This is a genomic window from Salmonella sp. SAL00672, from assembly GCF_046552175.1.
GTDB classification, from domain to species: Bacteria; Pseudomonadota; Gammaproteobacteria; order Enterobacterales; family Enterobacteriaceae; genus Salmonella; species Salmonella enterica.
The window spans coordinates 45,132-61,110 of sequence record NZ_JBGDUQ010000012.1; the positions used below are offsets into that span (position 1 = coordinate 45,132).

At 46.8% G+C, this 15,979-nt stretch carries 17 protein-coding genes and 2 pseudogenes; 5 read left to right on the forward strand and 14 right to left on the reverse strand.

Going from position 1 to position 15,979, the window contains the following annotated elements; all coding sequences use genetic code 11:
- Positions 1 to 9: 9 nt before the first annotated feature.
- Positions 10 to 768, forward strand: a complete 759-nt coding sequence (gene deoR, locus ACLJTG_RS20865; RefSeq protein WP_000450106.1) for a DNA-binding transcriptional repressor DeoR — start codon at positions 10 to 12, stop codon at positions 766 to 768.
- Between the two features lie 45 nt (positions 769 to 813).
- Here deoR and dacC read toward each other — a convergent pair whose 3' ends face one another.
- A complete protein-coding gene (gene dacC / locus ACLJTG_RS20870) occupies positions 814 to 2,016 on the reverse strand; it encodes a serine-type D-Ala-D-Ala carboxypeptidase (protein WP_000195712.1) in 1,203 nt (400 codons plus the stop codon).
- Between the two features lie 243 nt (positions 2,017 to 2,259).
- Between dacC and ACLJTG_RS20875 the strand changes: the two genes are divergently transcribed.
- Positions 2,260 to 2,886, forward strand: coding sequence for a glutathione S-transferase family protein (locus ACLJTG_RS20875; RefSeq protein ID WP_000631907.1), 627 nt, complete (start codon positions 2,260 to 2,262; stop codon positions 2,884 to 2,886).
- Here ACLJTG_RS20875 and ACLJTG_RS20880 read toward each other — a convergent pair.
- From ACLJTG_RS20880 to ACLJTG_RS20890, 3 genes and pseudogenes are all read right to left on the reverse strand, one after another.
- Positions 2,883 to 3,056 carry a PQQ-dependent sugar dehydrogenase gene (locus tag ACLJTG_RS20880; RefSeq protein ID WP_020437980.1) on the reverse strand — a complete coding sequence of 58 codons (174 nt, stop codon included), beginning with the start codon at positions 3,054 to 3,056 and terminating at the stop codon, positions 2,883 to 2,885. The two genes, ACLJTG_RS20875 and ACLJTG_RS20880, sit on opposite strands and share 4 nt — an antisense overlap.
- 20 nt (positions 3,057 to 3,076) lie before the next feature.
- The gene (locus ACLJTG_RS20885; RefSeq protein WP_371063905.1) at positions 3,077 to 3,394 is read right to left on the reverse strand and encodes a PQQ-dependent sugar dehydrogenase; all 318 of its coding nucleotides are present in this window, start codon (positions 3,392 to 3,394) and stop codon (positions 3,077 to 3,079) included.
- Positions 3,371 to 3,574: pseudogene (locus tag ACLJTG_RS20890) on the reverse strand (IS1 family transposase); the annotation flags it as partial. The pseudogene ACLJTG_RS20890 and the gene ACLJTG_RS20885, both read right to left, overlap by 24 nt.
- Positions 3,575 to 3,920: 346 nt before the next feature.
- On the opposite strand from ACLJTG_RS20890, the gene ACLJTG_RS20895 reads away from it, so the two are divergent.
- On the forward strand, positions 3,921 to 4,346 hold the full coding sequence (locus tag ACLJTG_RS20895) for a GntP family permease (protein ID WP_000287110.1): 426 nt from the start codon (positions 3,921 to 3,923) through the stop codon (positions 4,344 to 4,346).
- A gap of 264 nt (positions 4,347 to 4,610) precedes the next feature.
- On the forward strand, positions 4,611 to 5,501 hold the full coding sequence (locus tag ACLJTG_RS20900) for a LysR family transcriptional regulator (RefSeq protein WP_000545335.1): 891 nt from the start codon (positions 4,611 to 4,613) through the stop codon (positions 5,499 to 5,501).
- A 5-nt stretch (positions 5,502 to 5,506) separates the two neighbouring features.
- Here ACLJTG_RS20900 and ACLJTG_RS20905 read toward each other — a convergent pair whose 3' ends face one another.
- The 8 genes and pseudogenes from ACLJTG_RS20905 to bssR form a co-directional block, all read right to left on the reverse strand.
- Positions 5,507 to 7,192, reverse strand: a complete 1,686-nt coding sequence (locus ACLJTG_RS20905) for an electron transfer flavoprotein-ubiquinone oxidoreductase (protein ID WP_001000303.1) — start codon at positions 7,190 to 7,192, stop codon at positions 5,507 to 5,509.
- A 448-nt stretch (positions 7,193 to 7,640) separates the two neighbouring features.
- The gene (locus tag ACLJTG_RS20910; protein WP_000835385.1) at positions 7,641 to 8,804 is read right to left on the reverse strand and encodes an acyl-CoA dehydrogenase family protein; all 1,164 of its coding nucleotides are present in this window, start codon (positions 8,802 to 8,804) and stop codon (positions 7,641 to 7,643) included.
- 49 nt (positions 8,805 to 8,853) lie between these two features.
- The gene (locus tag ACLJTG_RS20915) at positions 8,854 to 9,066 is read right to left on the reverse strand and encodes a hypothetical protein (protein ID WP_001200422.1); all 213 of its coding nucleotides are present in this window, start codon (positions 9,064 to 9,066) and stop codon (positions 8,854 to 8,856) included.
- Between the two features lie 32 nt (positions 9,067 to 9,098).
- Positions 9,099 to 10,046 (reverse strand): electron transfer flavoprotein subunit alpha/FixB family protein, encoded by a 948-nt coding sequence (locus ACLJTG_RS20920; protein WP_000157776.1) that lies wholly within the window; start codon positions 10,044 to 10,046, stop codon positions 9,099 to 9,101.
- Between the two features lie 10 nt (positions 10,047 to 10,056).
- Positions 10,057 to 10,806, reverse strand: a complete 750-nt coding sequence (locus ACLJTG_RS20925; RefSeq protein WP_001521753.1) for an electron transfer flavoprotein subunit beta/FixA family protein — start codon at positions 10,804 to 10,806, stop codon at positions 10,057 to 10,059.
- A gap of 22 nt (positions 10,807 to 10,828) precedes the next feature.
- Entirely contained in the window at positions 10,829 to 11,344 is a 516-nt protein-coding gene (locus tag ACLJTG_RS20930) for a CoA ester lyase (RefSeq protein WP_001521476.1), read from the reverse strand.
- A gap of 325 nt (positions 11,345 to 11,669) precedes the next feature.
- Positions 11,670 to 11,955: pseudogene (locus tag ACLJTG_RS20935) on the reverse strand (IS4 family transposase); the annotation flags it as partial.
- A gap of 102 nt (positions 11,956 to 12,057) precedes the next feature.
- Positions 12,058 to 12,441, reverse strand: a complete 384-nt coding sequence (bssR, locus tag ACLJTG_RS20940) for a biofilm formation regulator BssR (RefSeq protein WP_000259648.1) — start codon at positions 12,439 to 12,441, stop codon at positions 12,058 to 12,060.
- 230 nt (positions 12,442 to 12,671) lie between these two features.
- Here bssR and rimO point away from each other — a divergent pair, with 230 nt between their 5' ends.
- Positions 12,672 to 13,997: a 30S ribosomal protein S12 methylthiotransferase RimO gene (rimO, locus tag ACLJTG_RS20945; protein ID WP_000073314.1), complete on the forward strand. Its 1,326-nt coding sequence runs from the start codon at positions 12,672 to 12,674 to the stop codon at positions 13,995 to 13,997.
- Positions 13,998 to 14,087: 90 nt separating this feature from the next.
- Here rimO and gsiD read toward each other — a convergent pair whose 3' ends face one another.
- Together gsiD and gsiC are read right to left on the reverse strand one after the other, a co-directional pair.
- Complete coding sequence (gene gsiD, locus ACLJTG_RS20950; protein WP_001236024.1) at positions 14,088 to 14,999, reverse strand: glutathione ABC transporter permease GsiD; 912 nt, start codon at positions 14,997 to 14,999, stop codon at positions 14,088 to 14,090.
- A gap of 2 nt (positions 15,000 to 15,001) precedes the next feature.
- Complete coding sequence (gsiC, locus tag ACLJTG_RS20955; protein WP_000936067.1) at positions 15,002 to 15,922, reverse strand: glutathione ABC transporter permease GsiC; 921 nt, start codon at positions 15,920 to 15,922, stop codon at positions 15,002 to 15,004.
- Positions 15,923 to 15,979: the final 57 nt, after the last annotated feature.

Here is a 15,979-nt window from a genome sequence, read left to right on the forward strand (position 1 = left end):
AGGGGAACTATGGAAACGCGACGCGACGAGCGTATTGGTCAATTGCTGCAGGCCTTAAAACGCAGCGATAAACTTCACCTTAAAGAAGCCGCGACCCTGTTGGGCGTCTCTGAAATGACCATTCGTCGCGACCTGAACCATAAAAGCGCGCCTGTCGTGTTGCTGGGCGGCTATATCGTACTGGAGCCCCGCAGCGCCAGTCATTATCTGTTAAGCGATCAAAAATCTCGTCTGGTGGAAGAAAAACGCCGAGCCGCTCAGTTGGCTGCGGGCCTGGTACAAGCGCATCAGACGGTATTTATTGACTGCGGCACCACCACGCCGTGGATCATTGAAGCCATTGATAATGACCTTCCCTTTACGGCGGTGTGCTATTCACTTAATACCTTTCTGGCGCTGCAGGACAAACCCCATTGCCGCGCTATCCTCAGCGGCGGGGAGTTTCACGCCAGCAACGCCATTTTCAAACCGCTTGATTTCCATGAAACGTTAAACAATATTTGTCCGGATATCGCGTTTTATTCCGCCGCCGGCGTTCATACCAGTAAAGGCGCTACCTGCTTTAATCTGGAAGAGCTGCCGGTAAAACATTGGGCAATGACAATGGCACAGAGCCATGTACTGGTGGTGGATCACAGTAAATTCGGCAAGGTACGTCCGGCGCGGATGGGGGAATTATCACGCTTTGATACGATTATCAGCGACCGCCGTCCCGACGAGGCCTTTGTGGCCTACGCTAAAGCGCAACAAATTACTCTGATGTATTAACCGCAGGTTTGCCGGATGCGACGCGCACCCGGCAACGGAGTTATTTTACGAGAACCAACTGCCAAACCACTGATGGAGTTTCATCAGCACAAAATCCCACATCCGGCTGAAAAATCCCCCCTCCTCGACGTTTTCCATCACCATTAACGGGCGTTGCTCAATGGATTTTCCGTTAAGCTGGAAATCGATGGTGCCGACAACCTGCCCTTTCTTCAACGGCGCCGTGAGCTGTGGTTCGTTCAACGTAAAGCTGGCCTTCAGGTTTTTAAGCTGCCCACGCGGAATCGTCACAGACCCCGCATCGCCCGCCCCCAAATTGACCTCACGCTTATCGCCAAACCAGACCCGCTGCGTCACGAATGTCGCGTCAGGTTTAATCGGCGTGACCGTTTCAAAGAAGCGGAAACCCCAGGTCAGCAGTTTTTCTGACTCATTAAAACGAATACGGTCCGTTTTCGCCCCCAGCACGACAGAGATCAGGCGCATATCGCCCTGAGTGGCGGAGGCGACAAGGTTATACCCAGCGCCAGCCGTTGTCCCCGTTTTCATGCCGTCGACATGCAGATTGGTACTCCACAACAGGCGGTTGCGGTTTGGCTGACGAATATTATTAAAAGTAAATTCTTTCTCTTTATGAATGGCGTATTCGTCAGGCACATCGTGAATCAGGGCCTTGCCGAGCAGCGCCATATCGCGAGCGGTACTGAACTGCCCTGGCGCATCAAGACCGTGTACCGTCTGGAAGGTTGTATTGGTTAACCCCAGTCGTTTCGCATAGGCGTTCATCAGGCCGATAAAGGACTCCTGGCTTCCGGCGACGTAGTCGGCAAGCGCGATACAGGCATCATTACCTGACTGAATGATGATGCCTTTATTAAGATCCGCAACCGACACCTGATCGCCTGGCTTCAGAAACATCACCGACGACCCACGTAGCGCCGGGTTCCCCGTCGCCCAGGCATCTTTGCCCACCGTTACCATATCGGTCAGCTTGATTTTCCCTGCCTTCAGCGCCTGGCCCACCACGTAGCTGGTCATAATTTTTGTCAAACTGGCAGGGTCGAGTTTCTCATCGGCGTTGCCTTCCGCCAGTACTTTACCGCTGGCGTAATCCATTAAGATCCAGGCTCGCGCATCAACGCCCGGCGGCGCGATCGTTTGTTCCTCTGCCTTTACAGGCGAAGCGAAAAGGAATAAGAGAACCGAACCTGCCGCGAGGCTACGAAGGGAAGAAGCGTATTGCGTCATAGTACCACCCGAGTATCCATTCCAAAAACACACGTCACACCACCGTGTAATAAGTGCGGTGAGTAATAACGCACTCACGACGTTAAAGAAACCGTAACTTGGTAAAGTTTTTAAAGTTTATGCAATAACATCCCGTTACGCTTCCTTCATAACGATTTTTTTACAGACCATTGTGTAAATGTTAGGTTTATCTCACGGTAGGCCGATTACTGTCATCATCCTGATAAAACGGAAGGGGTTAATATGATTACGCTGTGGGGCCGGAACAACTCGACTAATGTTAAAAAAGTGTTGTGGACGCTTGAAGAGCTGGAACTGCCATACGATCAAATTCTGGCAGGCGGAAAATTCGGCGTTAACCAGGATGCCGACTATCTGGCGATGAATCCTAATGGGCTGGTGCCGCTGCTTAAAGATGATGAAACCGACCTGTTATTGTGGGAATCCAATGCCATTGTCCGCTATCTGGCGGCGCAATACGGCCAGAACCGGCTATGGGTTGATAATCCGGCGCGGCGTGCGGAGGGCGAAAAATGGATGGACTGGGCGAATCAAACGTTAAGCCCGGCGCACCGTGTGATCCTGATGGGACTGGTCAGAACCCCGCCGGAAAAACGCGACCAGGCGGCAATTGAAGCCGGTATCGAAAAGTGTGATAGCCTGTTTGCGCTTCTTGATGACGCTCTGGCCCACCAGCCGTGGTTCTCAGGGGATAACTTTGGCACCGGCGATATCGCTATTGCGCCTTTCGTCTATAACCTGCTGAACGTGGGTCTGAAATGGACGCCGCGCCCGAATCTGGAGCGCTGGTATCAGCAGCTTACCGAGCGCCCAGCTTTTCGCAAAGTGGTGATGATCCCAGTCACCTAACGCGTAGCCGCGGCCTCAAGTGAAGGACTTACCTTGAGTAACTGCCCGTCGGACTCATCGGTTAACACATATAAGTAGCCGTCAGGTCCGACACGCACATCGTAGATACGTTGCTTTCTGTCACTAAAAATACAGTCTTCTTCCGTCACCGTATTGCCATTGACGCGCATCACAATAACCTCTTTATCTTTTAGCGCGCCGATAAACAGTTTATGCCGTCACGGCACAAAAACGTCGCTGATATAAAGGCCATCCCGCTAATTGCCGGAGAATCCTTCCAGTAGTAAACCGACTGCTCCGTTCCTTCGACAATTTCACCTTTGGTTTCCGGCACTTTCAGACCACTATAGTTGACGCCCCATGTGGCCAGCGGCCAGCCATAATTTTTGCCTTTTTTCGGTATGTTAATTTCATCGCCACCGCGCAGACCGTGTTCATGCAGCCATAGCGCGCCGCTCCAGGGATTGACTGCCAGTCCCTGCGGATTACGAATACCGGCATTGTACATGGCAAGATCAACAACCTGCTCTTTCATGCCGGGCTGACAGGCGCGGTATTCATAGTCGACCTGAAAGCTGCGGCAACATGCCTGACAGCGGTAATGCTGGTGCCCTGCACTCCCCGGACCATACTTTTTAACGGATGCCGTTTGCGCGCAAAACGGGCATTTCACATCGACTTTAGCCATCATAAATCCTGCGATAAAAGTCGGTATTCGAAACGATAATCACCGATTGAATACATGATCGTTTTCTGGGGATTTCACTGCATGTCATGATGGTTTACTCCTGCGATGAATAAGAGAACGGCGTTTAACCGTAAAATCAACATGCAGCGGGTCGAGAATAAAGATTATTAACGGAGTGATACCGACTTGAATCCGCCAAGTACTTTTTAGAGTATGTTCCATTCTTCGCGCCGGAATCCCTGAGTAATAGCCTGTCTGATCTAAAATGGAGATCAGAAAAATATGACACAAGCTGTTGCATAACATGGATAAAATGGGTAGTCATGCAAGCGAGATAAGACAATGAATGTATTCATTACTGATGCTGGTCGCTTATCGTGGTTACAGTGTGATCCTTTTTGCTCCGCTGGTAGCACTTGGCGCAGTTCTGTTCACCCGTCCAGTGACGGTCGCCCCGGTTTTCAGTGATATATTTATGGATAAGTTGATCGGTTTTGTAAAACTTTATTTTCCTGTCTTTCTGCTGGGTGCAGTATTTGGCAAGCTGATTGAATTTGCTGGTTTTTACTACTCAATTGTCAGTGCTGTGACCTGTATGGTGGGCCAGAACAAAGCCATGCCGATGATTATTCTTGTATGCGCTTTATTGACCTATGGAGGCGTATCATTGTTTGTGGTGGCGTTTGCCAATCTGTTCTTTACTTGGCTGATTCCACATATTTACGGTGATCAGTTTATGATAAATCTGCCGGGGCTGAAAAAACCGCTGTAAACGGGTTAACCTGATGACCACGGGGAGCAGGTATTAGCATCTACGTTACAACGGTTCCGACAATATGTCTGACCTGACCCCCTGTCAGCGGTCACCAGCGTCCTACCAGATCCGCCCCGGATCATGGTAGGGCGGTGACACCGTCAGCCTACATTTTGTAGTTATCTCGACGTGACAGGAATTCGGATAGGCCGAAATACTCAGTCTGACTGAGTCTATAAAAAAGCAGCACACTGTATTATACGTTAATTATGAGCCACAACGATGCACTTTGATATAAAAGATTTAAAATTATTCCTTGCTATCAGTGAAGAAGGGAGCTTAACACGTGGAGCGGAAAAAACTTACATGTCTGCCGCATCTGGTAGCGTGCGTATACGTAATCTTGAACAGAGTATCAATCTGAGATTGCTGTATCGTAGTAGCAAGGGGATAACGTTATCCTCTGCTGGTGAAACATTTAAACACCACGCCAGCCTTATTGTGAATCAGATGGAAATGTTACGTAGCGATATGCAGGAGCATGTTAAAGGCATCAAAGGACATGTCAGAATATTTTCCAGTATAACTGCTATTGCAGAGTATCTCCCCCCATTGTTGAGCCATTTCCTTACACTATATAACGATGTGAATATTGATCTCAGGGAGTATCCAAGTCCGGAAATTGTACGTTCTGTTATTGAGGGGAAAACTGATCTCGGAATTGTTGCTGGTAATATTACAACAGATAATCTTGAAATACTGCCGTTCCGTACTGATAGGCTAGTGCTTATCACCGCGACAGACCATCCCTTTGCTGACAGAAAAAGCGTGACCTTTCATGAATTAATTCAATATGAACAAATCAGCCTGCCTGAAGGGACAGGAATGTTTGAATTTATCCGAAAAAAGGCAGAACTAGTACCATCTAAACTGAAAATTAGAATACAGGTCGGCAACTTTGAAACATTTTGCCGTATGGTTGAAGCAAAAGTGGGCATTGGTATAATGCCTCACTCTGCTGCATCCCGTTTGCGTCAGTTGCATGAATTTTCGATTATTGATCTTGATGAATTTTGGTCATTAAGAAAATTACAAATCTGCGCCAGAAGCTTTGACAAATTACCCGGTTTCACACAAAAACTGGTTACTATGCTCACAGCTCAGACTGAGTGATAGCGTTACATCCCTGTATAATTTGGTCCGTTGCCACCTTCAGGCGTAGTCCAGGTTATATTTTGTTTAGGATCTTTAATGTCACAAACTTTACAGTGAATACAGTTCTGTGAATTTATTTGCAGACGCATGTTTTGTGTTTCACTATCCTGTAAAAATTCATATACTCCGGCAGGGCAATATCGTTCTTCGGGGCCACCATAAATATCCAGATTAATGGATATAGGGATATTCTGATCACTGATTTTCAAATGTACTGGCTGGTCGTCATCATGCCAGGTGTTACTGAGATAGACGGATGACAAAATATCAAACGTCAGTTTACCGTCAGGTTTGTCGTACAGTTTTTTCTGGCTTTTGTTGGCCGGTTGCAGAGTGATATTGTCCGGTCGGTTATTTTTTACACGCCAGGGGATTTTTTTTATACCCATTCGGGGAAGCAGCCAATGCTCAATGCCAGTCATGATAAAACCTATCACACGCCCTTTTTTAAACCAGGGTTTGAAATTACTACCATTTTCCAGTTCCTGCCAAAGCCAGCTCTGTCGCAGTAATGTTTGATATTCTGTCAGTATGTCGTTTTTCCTGTTGTCCAGCAAAGCATTAAATATAGCGTCAGCCGCTATCATGCCACTTTTGATAGCTGTATGGATGCCCTTGATTCTACTTGCATTGAGCGTACCGGCATTACAACCAATCAGCAGACCACCAGGTAAACAGGGATCAGGCATAGACGCAATCCCGCCGTTATTGATTGCTCTTGCGCCATAACCAATACGCTTACCCCGGTCAATGTATTTGCGTATAGAAGGGTGTGTTTTCAGGCGCTGCATTTCCTGAAAAGGGCTTAACCAGGGATTTGAATAATCAAGTCCCACAACCAAACCTAGTGCAATTTTATTATCATTAAGATGATAGAGAAACCCACCCCCGAACGACTCTTTATCCAGAGGCCAACCTGTGGTGTGAATTACAAGCCCCGGATGGGACTGGTCTGATGGAACCTCCCACAACTCTTTTATGCCTATGCTAAAACTCTGGGGTGCTTTGCCTGTATCAAGATGAAATTTTTTGATCAGTTCTTTAGCCAGACTACCGCGGGCCCCTTCGGCAAAAATTGTATATTTTGCCAGAATTTCTATTCCACTCAGGAACCCCTCTTTCTTGCTGCCATCCCGATGACGTCCCATATCACCAGTTACTACACCGATAATGTTAGTATCCTGATCATACAGTATCTCAGTTGCCGAAAAGCCTGCATAAATATCCACGCCTGACGTTTCTGCCTGACCGGCGAGCCATTTAATGAGATTACCGAGGCTTACGATAAAGTTTCCATGGTTGCGAAAATTATCAGGAATCAATGCATCCGGCAAATTAATACATTTTTCATTCGTCAGTAACAGTAATTTATCCTGAGTAACAGGCTGTTTAATGGGTGCGCCTCTTTCCTGCCAATCAGGAATTAGTTCATTCAGCGCTCGGGGATCCATGACTGCCCCACTGAGAATATGAGAACCAGGCTCAGCTCCTTTATCAAGGACGATAATGGACAGTTCTTTTCCTGCGTCATTTGCCTGTAATTTAAGTTTAAGAGCTGCAGATAATCCGGCGGGTCCTGCTCCCACAATAAGAACATCACATTCTATTGTCTCACGTGATTGCTGGGTATTAGAAAGTGTATCGTTCATTATTAACTCCTTAATTTTTCAGCACCGTAGGAACAGCTATATTATGTAAATAAAATTGCATTCATATTGTAACCAATGAAATAAATATCATAGTGATAAAACAGATGAAATGGTATAGGAATGTTCAACCTTAGAAAAAGGTGTCTATAAGACTATATAGCCAGTTATCAACTATTAAAAAAATGTTGGTGATGATGAAGCATTCCATAACATTTATATTTAGCTTTCTCCCTCAGATGAAAAAGAATATACACAAATCATTTTTAAGCCGTTCATCATAATTGCAGGAAAAGTCCCTATTTTCTTGGCATTCTATTATAGTTACCCGCGAGAAATAATCAGCCAACTGTCGGGTACAGAAGGGAGCGGCAATGACATGTTCAATCGAGACTATAATGACTCCGGACAGAGGTAACTGTTTCATAATATTTTTCCAATTGATTTGACATCAGAATGAACGTGGCATCTCCAGCACATGCTCAGCGATATAGCTCAGGATCAGGTTGGTAGATATGGGAGCAACCTGATATAAACGTGTTTCTCTAAACTTTCGTTCGATATCATACTCACAGGCAAAACCATATCCACCATGAAATTGCAGGCAGGCATTGGCTGCTTCCCAGCTGGCTTTCGCAGCAAGGTATTTCGCCATATTAGCCTGTGCTCCACAATCAAGATGCTGATCAAAAAGCTCGCACGCTTTAAAACGCATCAGATTAGCCGCTTCCACTGCAATAAATGCTTCTGCAATAGGAAACTGCACCCCCTGGTTCTGACCAATGGGACGACCAAAAACCTCACGCTCGCAGGTATAGCGGGTAACACGATCCATAAACCAATATCCATCGCCTATACATTCTGCCGCAATCAAGGTACGCTCTGCATTTAAACCATCAAGTATGTAATGAAAACCCATACCCTCTTCACCAATAAGATTTTCTTCGGGAATTTCCAGGTTGTCAAAAAAGAGCTCGTTGGTTTCATGATTGACCATATTGGGAATAGGTCGTACTGTCATTCCATTTTTCATAGCTTCTTTAATATCAACCATGAAAATAGACATCCCTTCGGATTTACGTTTTACATTTGCAAGCGGAGTAGTTCGAACCAGAAGAATCATCCAGTCTGAATGTTGAACACGTGAAATCCAGACTTTTTGTCCGTTTATCACATACCGGTCTTCTCTTTTTATAGCTGTAGTTTTAATTCTGGTGGTATCTGTACCTGCTGTGGGTTCTGTGACGCCCATCGACTGCAGGCGCCATTCACCAGTAGCTATCCTTGGCAGCCAGAATTCTTTCTGTTTATCGGATCCATGACGTAACAACGTATTCATGTTATACATCTGACCATGGCAGGCTCCAGAGTTTCCACCCGATCTATTGATCTCTTCCATGATAATAGATGCTTCAGTTAAACCAAGCCCTGACCCTCCAAATTCCTCCGGGATGAGCGCAGCCAGCCAACCAGCTTTGGTTAGTTTATTAACAAACTCTTCAGGATAGGCTTTTGCTTCATCTATCTTACGGTGATATTTATCATCAAATTCACTACATAATGAACGAACCGCATCACGAATATCCTGATATTTATCCTTTTCAATACTTTTCATAATTTTTTCCTCAATAAACCAGCGCCAACAGGGGGTAGAAAATGACCTTTTATCGGATGACCATCAGCAGATAGATCTGACTGGCGGTCGACAGGAAGAAAATAGAGCCAGTGCCATAATTCTGGCAGAACGCCCCCCCCTCTTTAAAGATTTTGATGTCTTTATCCAGAGTGGCGGCCAGCAGCTTAGCGGGACCGGGGTTAAGATAATCGGTGTTGCGCAGAATGCCAGGCTGCCAAATTTGAATATCAGTATATTGCATAAAAGTTACCTTTAAGGAGGAAAAAATATGATTTATAATTTATCGATAAGTTCAGGTACAGCTTTGAAAATATCAGCTACCAAACCATAATCCGCAATAGAAAAGATAGGAGCGTCAGGATCCTTATTAATAGCGACAATGACGCCTGACTCTTTCATCCCGGCAAGATGTTGTATGGCGCCAGAAATTCCCAGAGCAATATAAAGTTGAGGCGCAACGATTTTTCCGGTCTGGCCAATCTGATAATCATTTGGTGCATAACCAGCATCTACAGCAGCCCGGCTTGCCCCCACGGCAGCGCCTAATTTATCTGCCAGGTTATCAACAAGTTCTTTGAATGCCTGTGCACTTCCTACTCCTCGTCCACCTGATACTACAACTCTGGCGGATTGTAAGTCTGGACGGTTACTTTTATTAACATGTTGGCTAATAAATTTTACCTGATCTGAACCAAGAACAACCTCTGTAAATTCAATGGGGGCTTTTCCCTCATCTTCCGCAACCGCAGCCGCAAATGAGGTAGGACGAACAGTTATCACTTTATATTCATCATCACTGTGTACTGTAGCAATAGCGTTACCCGCATAGATTGGACGTTCAAAGGTATGTTGATCAATGACACGCGTAATATCACTAATCTGAGATACATCAAGTTTTGCTGCTAAGCGTGGCGCACAGTTTTTTCCAAAAGAGCTTGCAGGAAAAAGAATGGACTGATAATGATTTTTCCCACTATTCAAAAAATAGCTGATCTGTTTTTCCACATTCTCTGCCAGAAGGTGTTCGAATAGTGGGCTGTCAGCAACAAATACAGTGGATATTCCCTGAATATGACTGGCTTTAACTGCAATACTTTCTATACCATATCCTAACATAAGTATATCTATATCACTATTAATGGCTTTTGCCGCAGTGATAGTACTGAGTGTTGAAGGTAAAAGAGTATTGCCGTTATGTTCAGCAATAACTAAAGAAGCCATATTTTCCTCCTTAAATTACTTTTTCTTCGTTTTTTAATTTATCTAGCAGCGTGTTAATATCTGGAACGATTATGCCTGCTTTCCTTCTTGCTGGCTCATCAACTTTAATAATAGTCAATCTGGATGACGGGTTAATACCAAGTGAATCGAAATCTATCTCCTTAACAGGTTTCTTTTTGGCTTTAATAACATTCGGCAAGCTGATATTCCTCGGTGTATTCAGACGTAGATCTGTAGTGAGTACTGCAGGCAGGGATAAATTTAACGTTTCTAATCCTCCATCAACCTCACGAACAGCAGTTAATGAATTATCAGAAATAGTAATTTCACTAACATTAGTGGCTTGGGGAAGATCGAGTAATGCTGCCAGCATTTGGCCTACCTGATTACAATCATCGTCAATAGCTTGCTTGCCTAATAATATAATATCGGGTTTTTCATTCCGGGTAATAGCGGTGATAGTTTTGGCCACAATTAGTGGTGTAAGAGAGTTTTTTGTTAATATGTGTATTGCCCTGTCTGCCCCTGCTGCCAGTGCTGTACGCAATACATCCCCTACACCTGTGTTTCCTATAGACACTACAACAACCTCACTGATTAATCCCCGTTCTTTTAAACGTACTGCTTCTTCAACTGCAATTTCATCAAATGGATTGATACTGAGTTTTGAATCAGAAATATCAACATCAGAATGATCTCGCTTTATTCTAATTCTAACGTTATGATCGACAACTTGTTTTACACAAACTAAAGCTTTCATTGGTGACTCCTTCATATATTTACTAAATGCTATGAGCCAAAATCCTTTTTGCTTTTTCCAGTAACGGTTTATCCACCATTTGCCCTTCATGACTGAACGCTCCATGGGGATATTGAGCCAGTCGCATAATCTGGGGAACCCACTCGATTTCTTGTTTTAAATAGCTGAATGCTCTGTTTACATGTGAAATTTGTGGAGGGTGAATACATACCTTGCCACTGAACCCCATTTTACAGGAGTGAATAGCATTTTGTATTGTCAACTCGTTTTTCATAAATTCAGTTGTGATACCGTCAACAGAAGGATATGATCCAGCCAGGCGTGAAGTTATTACAATTTTTGCACGTACAGCAATCAGTACTTTTTCATCATTACTCATGAAATTCAGAGCATTTTCTCTGGCAATTATTTTTTTCTCAGATGACACCGCATTTTCTAAATCAAGGATTACGCTATCAGCACAACTGCTATTTGCTTTTTCAAATCGTTCAGGTTGGTCCCCCGTAACGAAAAGAAAAAACCGTTCTAACGTTTGCATTCTCGTCTCTCATTTGAATGGAGCATCTGATAATTCAATATATCTTAAAAAAATAATTTTCTGAATTAGCTTTTATCTAACCCCCCATTAAAATTGGTTCAGGTTCGCTGATAACAGAAAGAAACATGTAATTTATTGTTACAATAACAAAGATAAAAATAAAATTTAATTATTTGATATAAATAACGTTTCAGAATAGTAAACGGCCGACATTCCGTACCTGTTTCAGGAGTGAATTCGACTATACCGTTCCCTAAGAACATCAACGATTGTCTGGTGAACCGAATTTAGTCACCTTTGGCGGAAAACAGGCTGGCATATAGGAGAGCATGACAACCCGGGTCATTCCCTCCGTGATTTTTTAGTAACACGCTGAAAAAGTATCTGAAACTTCATTCTGCAAGTGAGACTTTCCCCGAAGTCGATCGATACGTTTTATCTTGTGCCTGACCGATGCTACTCCTGACAAATCACGCCCAATACTGAATAAGTGTAAGAGATGCACCGTTAATCACTACACTGGTAGCCTCAATCAGAGATTGACGGCGGTAAAGGTGCAAAGGCTCCAGTATATTTTTAAAGGATTTTTGGCATAATGAACGAGCAGGCATAGTGATGATTTCCTTGAAAGTGTTAGCGCAATCAATTAGATCACATAACACTATGCCTGTCCTGGTTTGCTGGGGATTCCTCAGGAGTCGCCTCCCCCTTATTCAGACCTGTGTAAGCGGTGAATGTGCTTTCAGACTCTGAATACTCAGCGTCAAAGTTGTCAGACAGTTTTCAAGTTTATCTGCGTTGACGGCAATAAAGGTCGGACAATCATGGTGTCCGCTCATTAAACAAACGGCGGCGGCTGCAAGCGCGCCTTCGGCACGGCGCAGCGCGTTCCACTCTTCCTGATCGAGATGCAGTCCCTGCCGTAAGGATTGATCGTGGAGCTCGCGATTCAGTTCAAAAAAATTGTCACGCAGAGAGTCACTTTCGCTGACTGACATATACCCCTTCGCTTTTCGCAATTGCAGATAAGCGGCAAGATCGATACGCGCGTTTATCAGCTTGTTGAGAAGATCGGTTCTCAGCCTGTCAACGACCATACCTTTTTTCCTCCTCTTTTCTACCAGGGTTCAACTTAATAGTATGGTCGTTTTTTAGACAAAGGGGTGTCAGAGATCAAGAATTTTCTTAGAATTGCCCTTTTTCACCTTTTGCTGATAACCACAACGGTTGATGCCGCCGCTCCCGATGAGATTGCGATACAATTTTTGTTCGGATATCTGTAGAATCCCTGCCCTGACCATTCCAATAAATGAACACTTTTTAAGCTATGAGTAATGTAACCCACCAGCCAAAGATCGGCTTCGTTTCCCTGGGCTGTCCGAAAAACCTCGTTGATTCGGAACGCATCCTGACTGAGCTGCGTACCGAAGGCTATGACGTTGTGCCACGCTATGACGATGCGGATATGGTTATCGTTAATACCTGTGGCTTTATTGACAGCGCGGTACAAGAGTCGCTGGAAGCCATTGGCGAAGCGCTGAACGAAAACGGTAAGGTAATCGTCACCGGCTGCCTGGGCGCAAAAGAAGATCAGATCCGCGAAGTGCATCCGAAAGTACTGGAAATCACCGGGCCGCATAGCTATGAGCAAGTTCTGCAGCACGTACATCATTACGTACCGAAGCCGAAGCACAATCCATTTTTAAGCCTCGTACCAGAACAGGGTGTAAAACTGACGCCGCGCCATTATGCGTATCTGAAAATTTCTGAAGGCTGTAATCACCGCTGCACGTTCTGCATCATCCCGTCGATGCGCGGGGATCTGGTCAGCCGTCCGATTGGCGACGTATTAAGCGAAGCGAAACGTCTGGTTGATGCCGGGGTCAAAGAGATTCTGGTGATTTCGCAAGATACCTCCGCCTACGGCGTAGATGTGAAGCACCGCACCGGATTCCATAATGGCGAACCGGTGAAAACCAGTATGGTGAGCCTGTGCGAGCAGTTATCAAAACTGGGCGTCTGGACACGTCTGCACTACGTCTACCCCTACCCACACGTTGATGATGTGATTCCGCTAATGGCGGAAGGCAAAATCCTGCCCTATCTGGACATTCCGCTGCAACATGCCAGCCCGCGGATTCTTAAACTGATGAAACGTCCCGGTTCCGTTGACCGCCAGCTGGCGCGCATTAAGCAGTGGCGCGAAATCTGCCCGGAACTGACCCTACGCTCCACCTTTATTGTCGGCTTCCCCGGCGAAACGGAAGAAGACTTCCAGATGCTGCTCGACTTCCTGAAAGAGGCGCGCCTCGATCGTGTAGGCTGCTTCAAGTACAGCCCGGTGGAAGGCGCAGGCGCGAATGACCTGCCGGATCAGGTGCCGGAAGAGGTGAAAGAAGAGCGCTGGAACCGCTTTATGCAACTGCAACAGCAAATCTCCGCTGAGCGCTTGCAGGAAAAAGTGGGCCGCGAAATTCTGGTGATCGTCGATGAGGTTGACGAAGAAGGCGCTATCGGGCGTAGCATGGCGGATGCGCCGGAAATTGACGGCGCGGTCTATTTGAACGGCGAAACCAACGTCAAGCCGGGCGATATCGTGCGCGTGAAAGTGGAAAACGCCGACGAATATGATTTGTGGGGCAGTCGGGTTTAACGCCACCTCCCCCGGCGCGGGTGCCGGATGTGTTATCGCGCCTGGCGAGCCCGTTCCAGGCCCGCCAGGCGTCAACGCCACCGGGCTGGCTTACCCCTTAATCTTCGGGTCCAGCGCATCGCGCAACCCGTCGCCTAACAGGTTAAACGCCAGCACAGTCAGGAAAATCGCCACCGCCGGGAAGAGCGCTACGTGCGGCGCGATGACCATATCCGCCCGCGCTTCATTGAGCATCGCTCCCCACTCCGGCGTTGGCGGCTGCGCGCCTAATCCGAGAAATGACAGGCTTGCCGCGGAAATAATTGACGTACCGATACGCATCGTAAAGAAAACCACAATTGACGAGACCGTTCCCGGCAATATATGGCTAAACAAAATCGTCGTGTCGCTGGCGCCGATACTGCGGGCAGACTCAATAAACGTCTGCTGTTTTAAGACCAGGGTATTTCCGCGCACCAGACGAGCAAACGCCGGAATAGAGAAAATCGCCACCGCAACGATCACATTAGCAATACCGCTGCCTAACACCGCCACAACGGCAATCGCCAGCAAAATGCCGGGGAAGGCGAACAGCACATCGCAAATGCGCATAATAAAACGATCCCACCAGCCTTCATAATATCCCGCCAGCAATCCCAACACCGTACCGATTATCGCGCCGATAAATACCGCGAACACGCCCGCAGCCAGTGAGATCTGCGCCCCAACGAGAACCCGGCTAAAGATGTCTCTTCCCAGCGAGTCAACGCCAAACCAGTGCTGCAAAGAGGGGCCATTGTTCAGGCTATCGTAGTCAAAATAGTTTTCCGCATCGTAGGGTGTCAGCCAACGGGCAAAAATCGCCACCAGAATTAACGCCAGTACGAATCCCCCGGCGACCAACGCGACATGCTGGCGGCGAAAACGACGCCAGAACTCCCGCCACGGCGTGCGTATCTGGTCGGGTTTTACCACCGGCATAGCATGTAAAATCGCCTGACGGCGCCAGTTAAATAATCGCATCCTTACTTATACCTGATAGCCGGATTAATGGCGGCATAGAGGACATCCACCACTAAGTTGATAAGAATAAATTCCAGAGAAAACAGCAGCACTTCCGCCTGAATCACGGGGTAGTCGCGCATGTCGACGGAGTCGACCAGTAATCGCCCAAGCCCCGGCCAGTTAAACACTTTTTCAACGACGATCGATCCGCCAAGCAGGAAGCCAAATTGCAGTCCCATCATGGTGACGACCGGGATCATCGCATTGCGCAGGCCATGTTTTAACACCACCCACGTTTCACTGACGCCTTTCGCCCGCGCGGTCCTCATGTAATCCTCGCTCAGGACATCGACAAACGAGGAGCGCGTAAAACGCGCCATGACTGATGCCACCGCCGCGCCAAGCGTCAGGGAGGGTAAAATATAATGTTGCCAGCTATCCGCCCCCACGGTCGGTAGCCAGCCCAGATCCACGGAAAAAATCTGCATTAACAACATTCCCAGCGCAAAAGCCGGGAAAGAAATGCCGGTCACGGCAAGCGTCATTCCTAACCGGTCAGGCCAGCGATTACGCCACACGGCGGCGGCGATGCCGATCGCCATGCCAAACAGAACCGCCCATATCATACTGGTTATCGTCAGCCACAGCGTCGGCAAAAAGCGGCTGGCGATCTCCTCAGAAACCGGGCGGCGGGAAACCATTGACGTCCCGAAATCGCCTTGTAAAACATGGGTGATGTAACGCCAAAACTGGACATGAAGCGGCTGATCAAGCCCCAGCTGCTGACGAACCAGCGCGATCACCTGCGCGTCGGCTTCCGGTCCGGCTATCAGCCGCGCCGGGTCGCCGGGCAACAAATGAACAAATAAAAACACCAGCACTGCCACAATCAACAGCGTAGGAATTAATCCCAGCAGGCGCTTGAGAACATAGTTAAGCATCACACGAACCTTTTACCGGATGGCGGACAACGCGCGCGCCATCCAGCCCCATCGCAT

Excerpts from the sequence above, each read along its gene's own strand:
- deoR (WP_000450106.1), top strand. The coding sequence starts at position 10 with ATGGAAACGCGACGCGACGAGCGTATTGGTCAATTGCTGCAGGCCTTA.
- dacC (WP_000195712.1), bottom strand. The coding sequence starts at position 2,016 with ATGACGCAATACGCTTCTTCCCTTCGTAGCCTCGCGGCAGGTTCGGTT.
- ACLJTG_RS20875 (WP_000631907.1), top strand. The coding sequence starts at position 2,260 with ATGATTACGCTGTGGGGCCGGAACAACTCGACTAATGTTAAAAAAGTG.
- ACLJTG_RS20880 (WP_020437980.1), bottom strand. The coding sequence starts at position 3,056 with ATGCGCGTCAATGGCAATACGGTGACGGAAGAAGACTGTATTTTTAGT.
- ACLJTG_RS20885 (WP_371063905.1), bottom strand. The coding sequence starts at position 3,394 with ATGTACAATGCCGGTATTCGTAATCCGCAGGGACTGGCAGTCAATCCC.
- ACLJTG_RS20895 (WP_000287110.1), top strand. The coding sequence starts at position 3,921 with ATGTATTCATTACTGATGCTGGTCGCTTATCGTGGTTACAGTGTGATC.
- ACLJTG_RS20900 (WP_000545335.1), top strand. The coding sequence starts at position 4,611 with ATGCACTTTGATATAAAAGATTTAAAATTATTCCTTGCTATCAGTGAA.
- ACLJTG_RS20905 (WP_001000303.1), bottom strand. The coding sequence starts at position 7,192 with ATGAACGATACACTTTCTAATACCCAGCAATCACGTGAGACAATAGAA.
- ACLJTG_RS20910 (WP_000835385.1), bottom strand. The coding sequence starts at position 8,804 with ATGAAAAGTATTGAAAAGGATAAATATCAGGATATTCGTGATGCGGTT.
- ACLJTG_RS20915 (WP_001200422.1), bottom strand. The coding sequence starts at position 9,066 with ATGCAATATACTGATATTCAAATTTGGCAGCCTGGCATTCTGCGCAAC.
- ACLJTG_RS20920 (WP_000157776.1), bottom strand. The coding sequence starts at position 10,046 with ATGGCTTCTTTAGTTATTGCTGAACATAACGGCAATACTCTTTTACCT.
- ACLJTG_RS20925 (WP_001521753.1), bottom strand. The coding sequence starts at position 10,806 with ATGAAAGCTTTAGTTTGTGTAAAACAAGTTGTCGATCATAACGTTAGA.
- ACLJTG_RS20930 (WP_001521476.1), bottom strand. The coding sequence starts at position 11,344 with ATGCAAACGTTAGAACGGTTTTTTCTTTTCGTTACGGGGGACCAACCT.
- bssR (WP_000259648.1), bottom strand. The coding sequence starts at position 12,441 with ATGGTCGTTGACAGGCTGAGAACCGATCTTCTCAACAAGCTGATAAAC.
- rimO (WP_000073314.1), top strand. The coding sequence starts at position 12,672 with ATGAGTAATGTAACCCACCAGCCAAAGATCGGCTTCGTTTCCCTGGGC.
- gsiD (WP_001236024.1), bottom strand. The coding sequence starts at position 14,999 with ATGCGATTATTTAACTGGCGCCGTCAGGCGATTTTACATGCTATGCCG.
- gsiC (WP_000936067.1), bottom strand. The coding sequence starts at position 15,922 with ATGCTTAACTATGTTCTCAAGCGCCTGCTGGGATTAATTCCTACGCTG.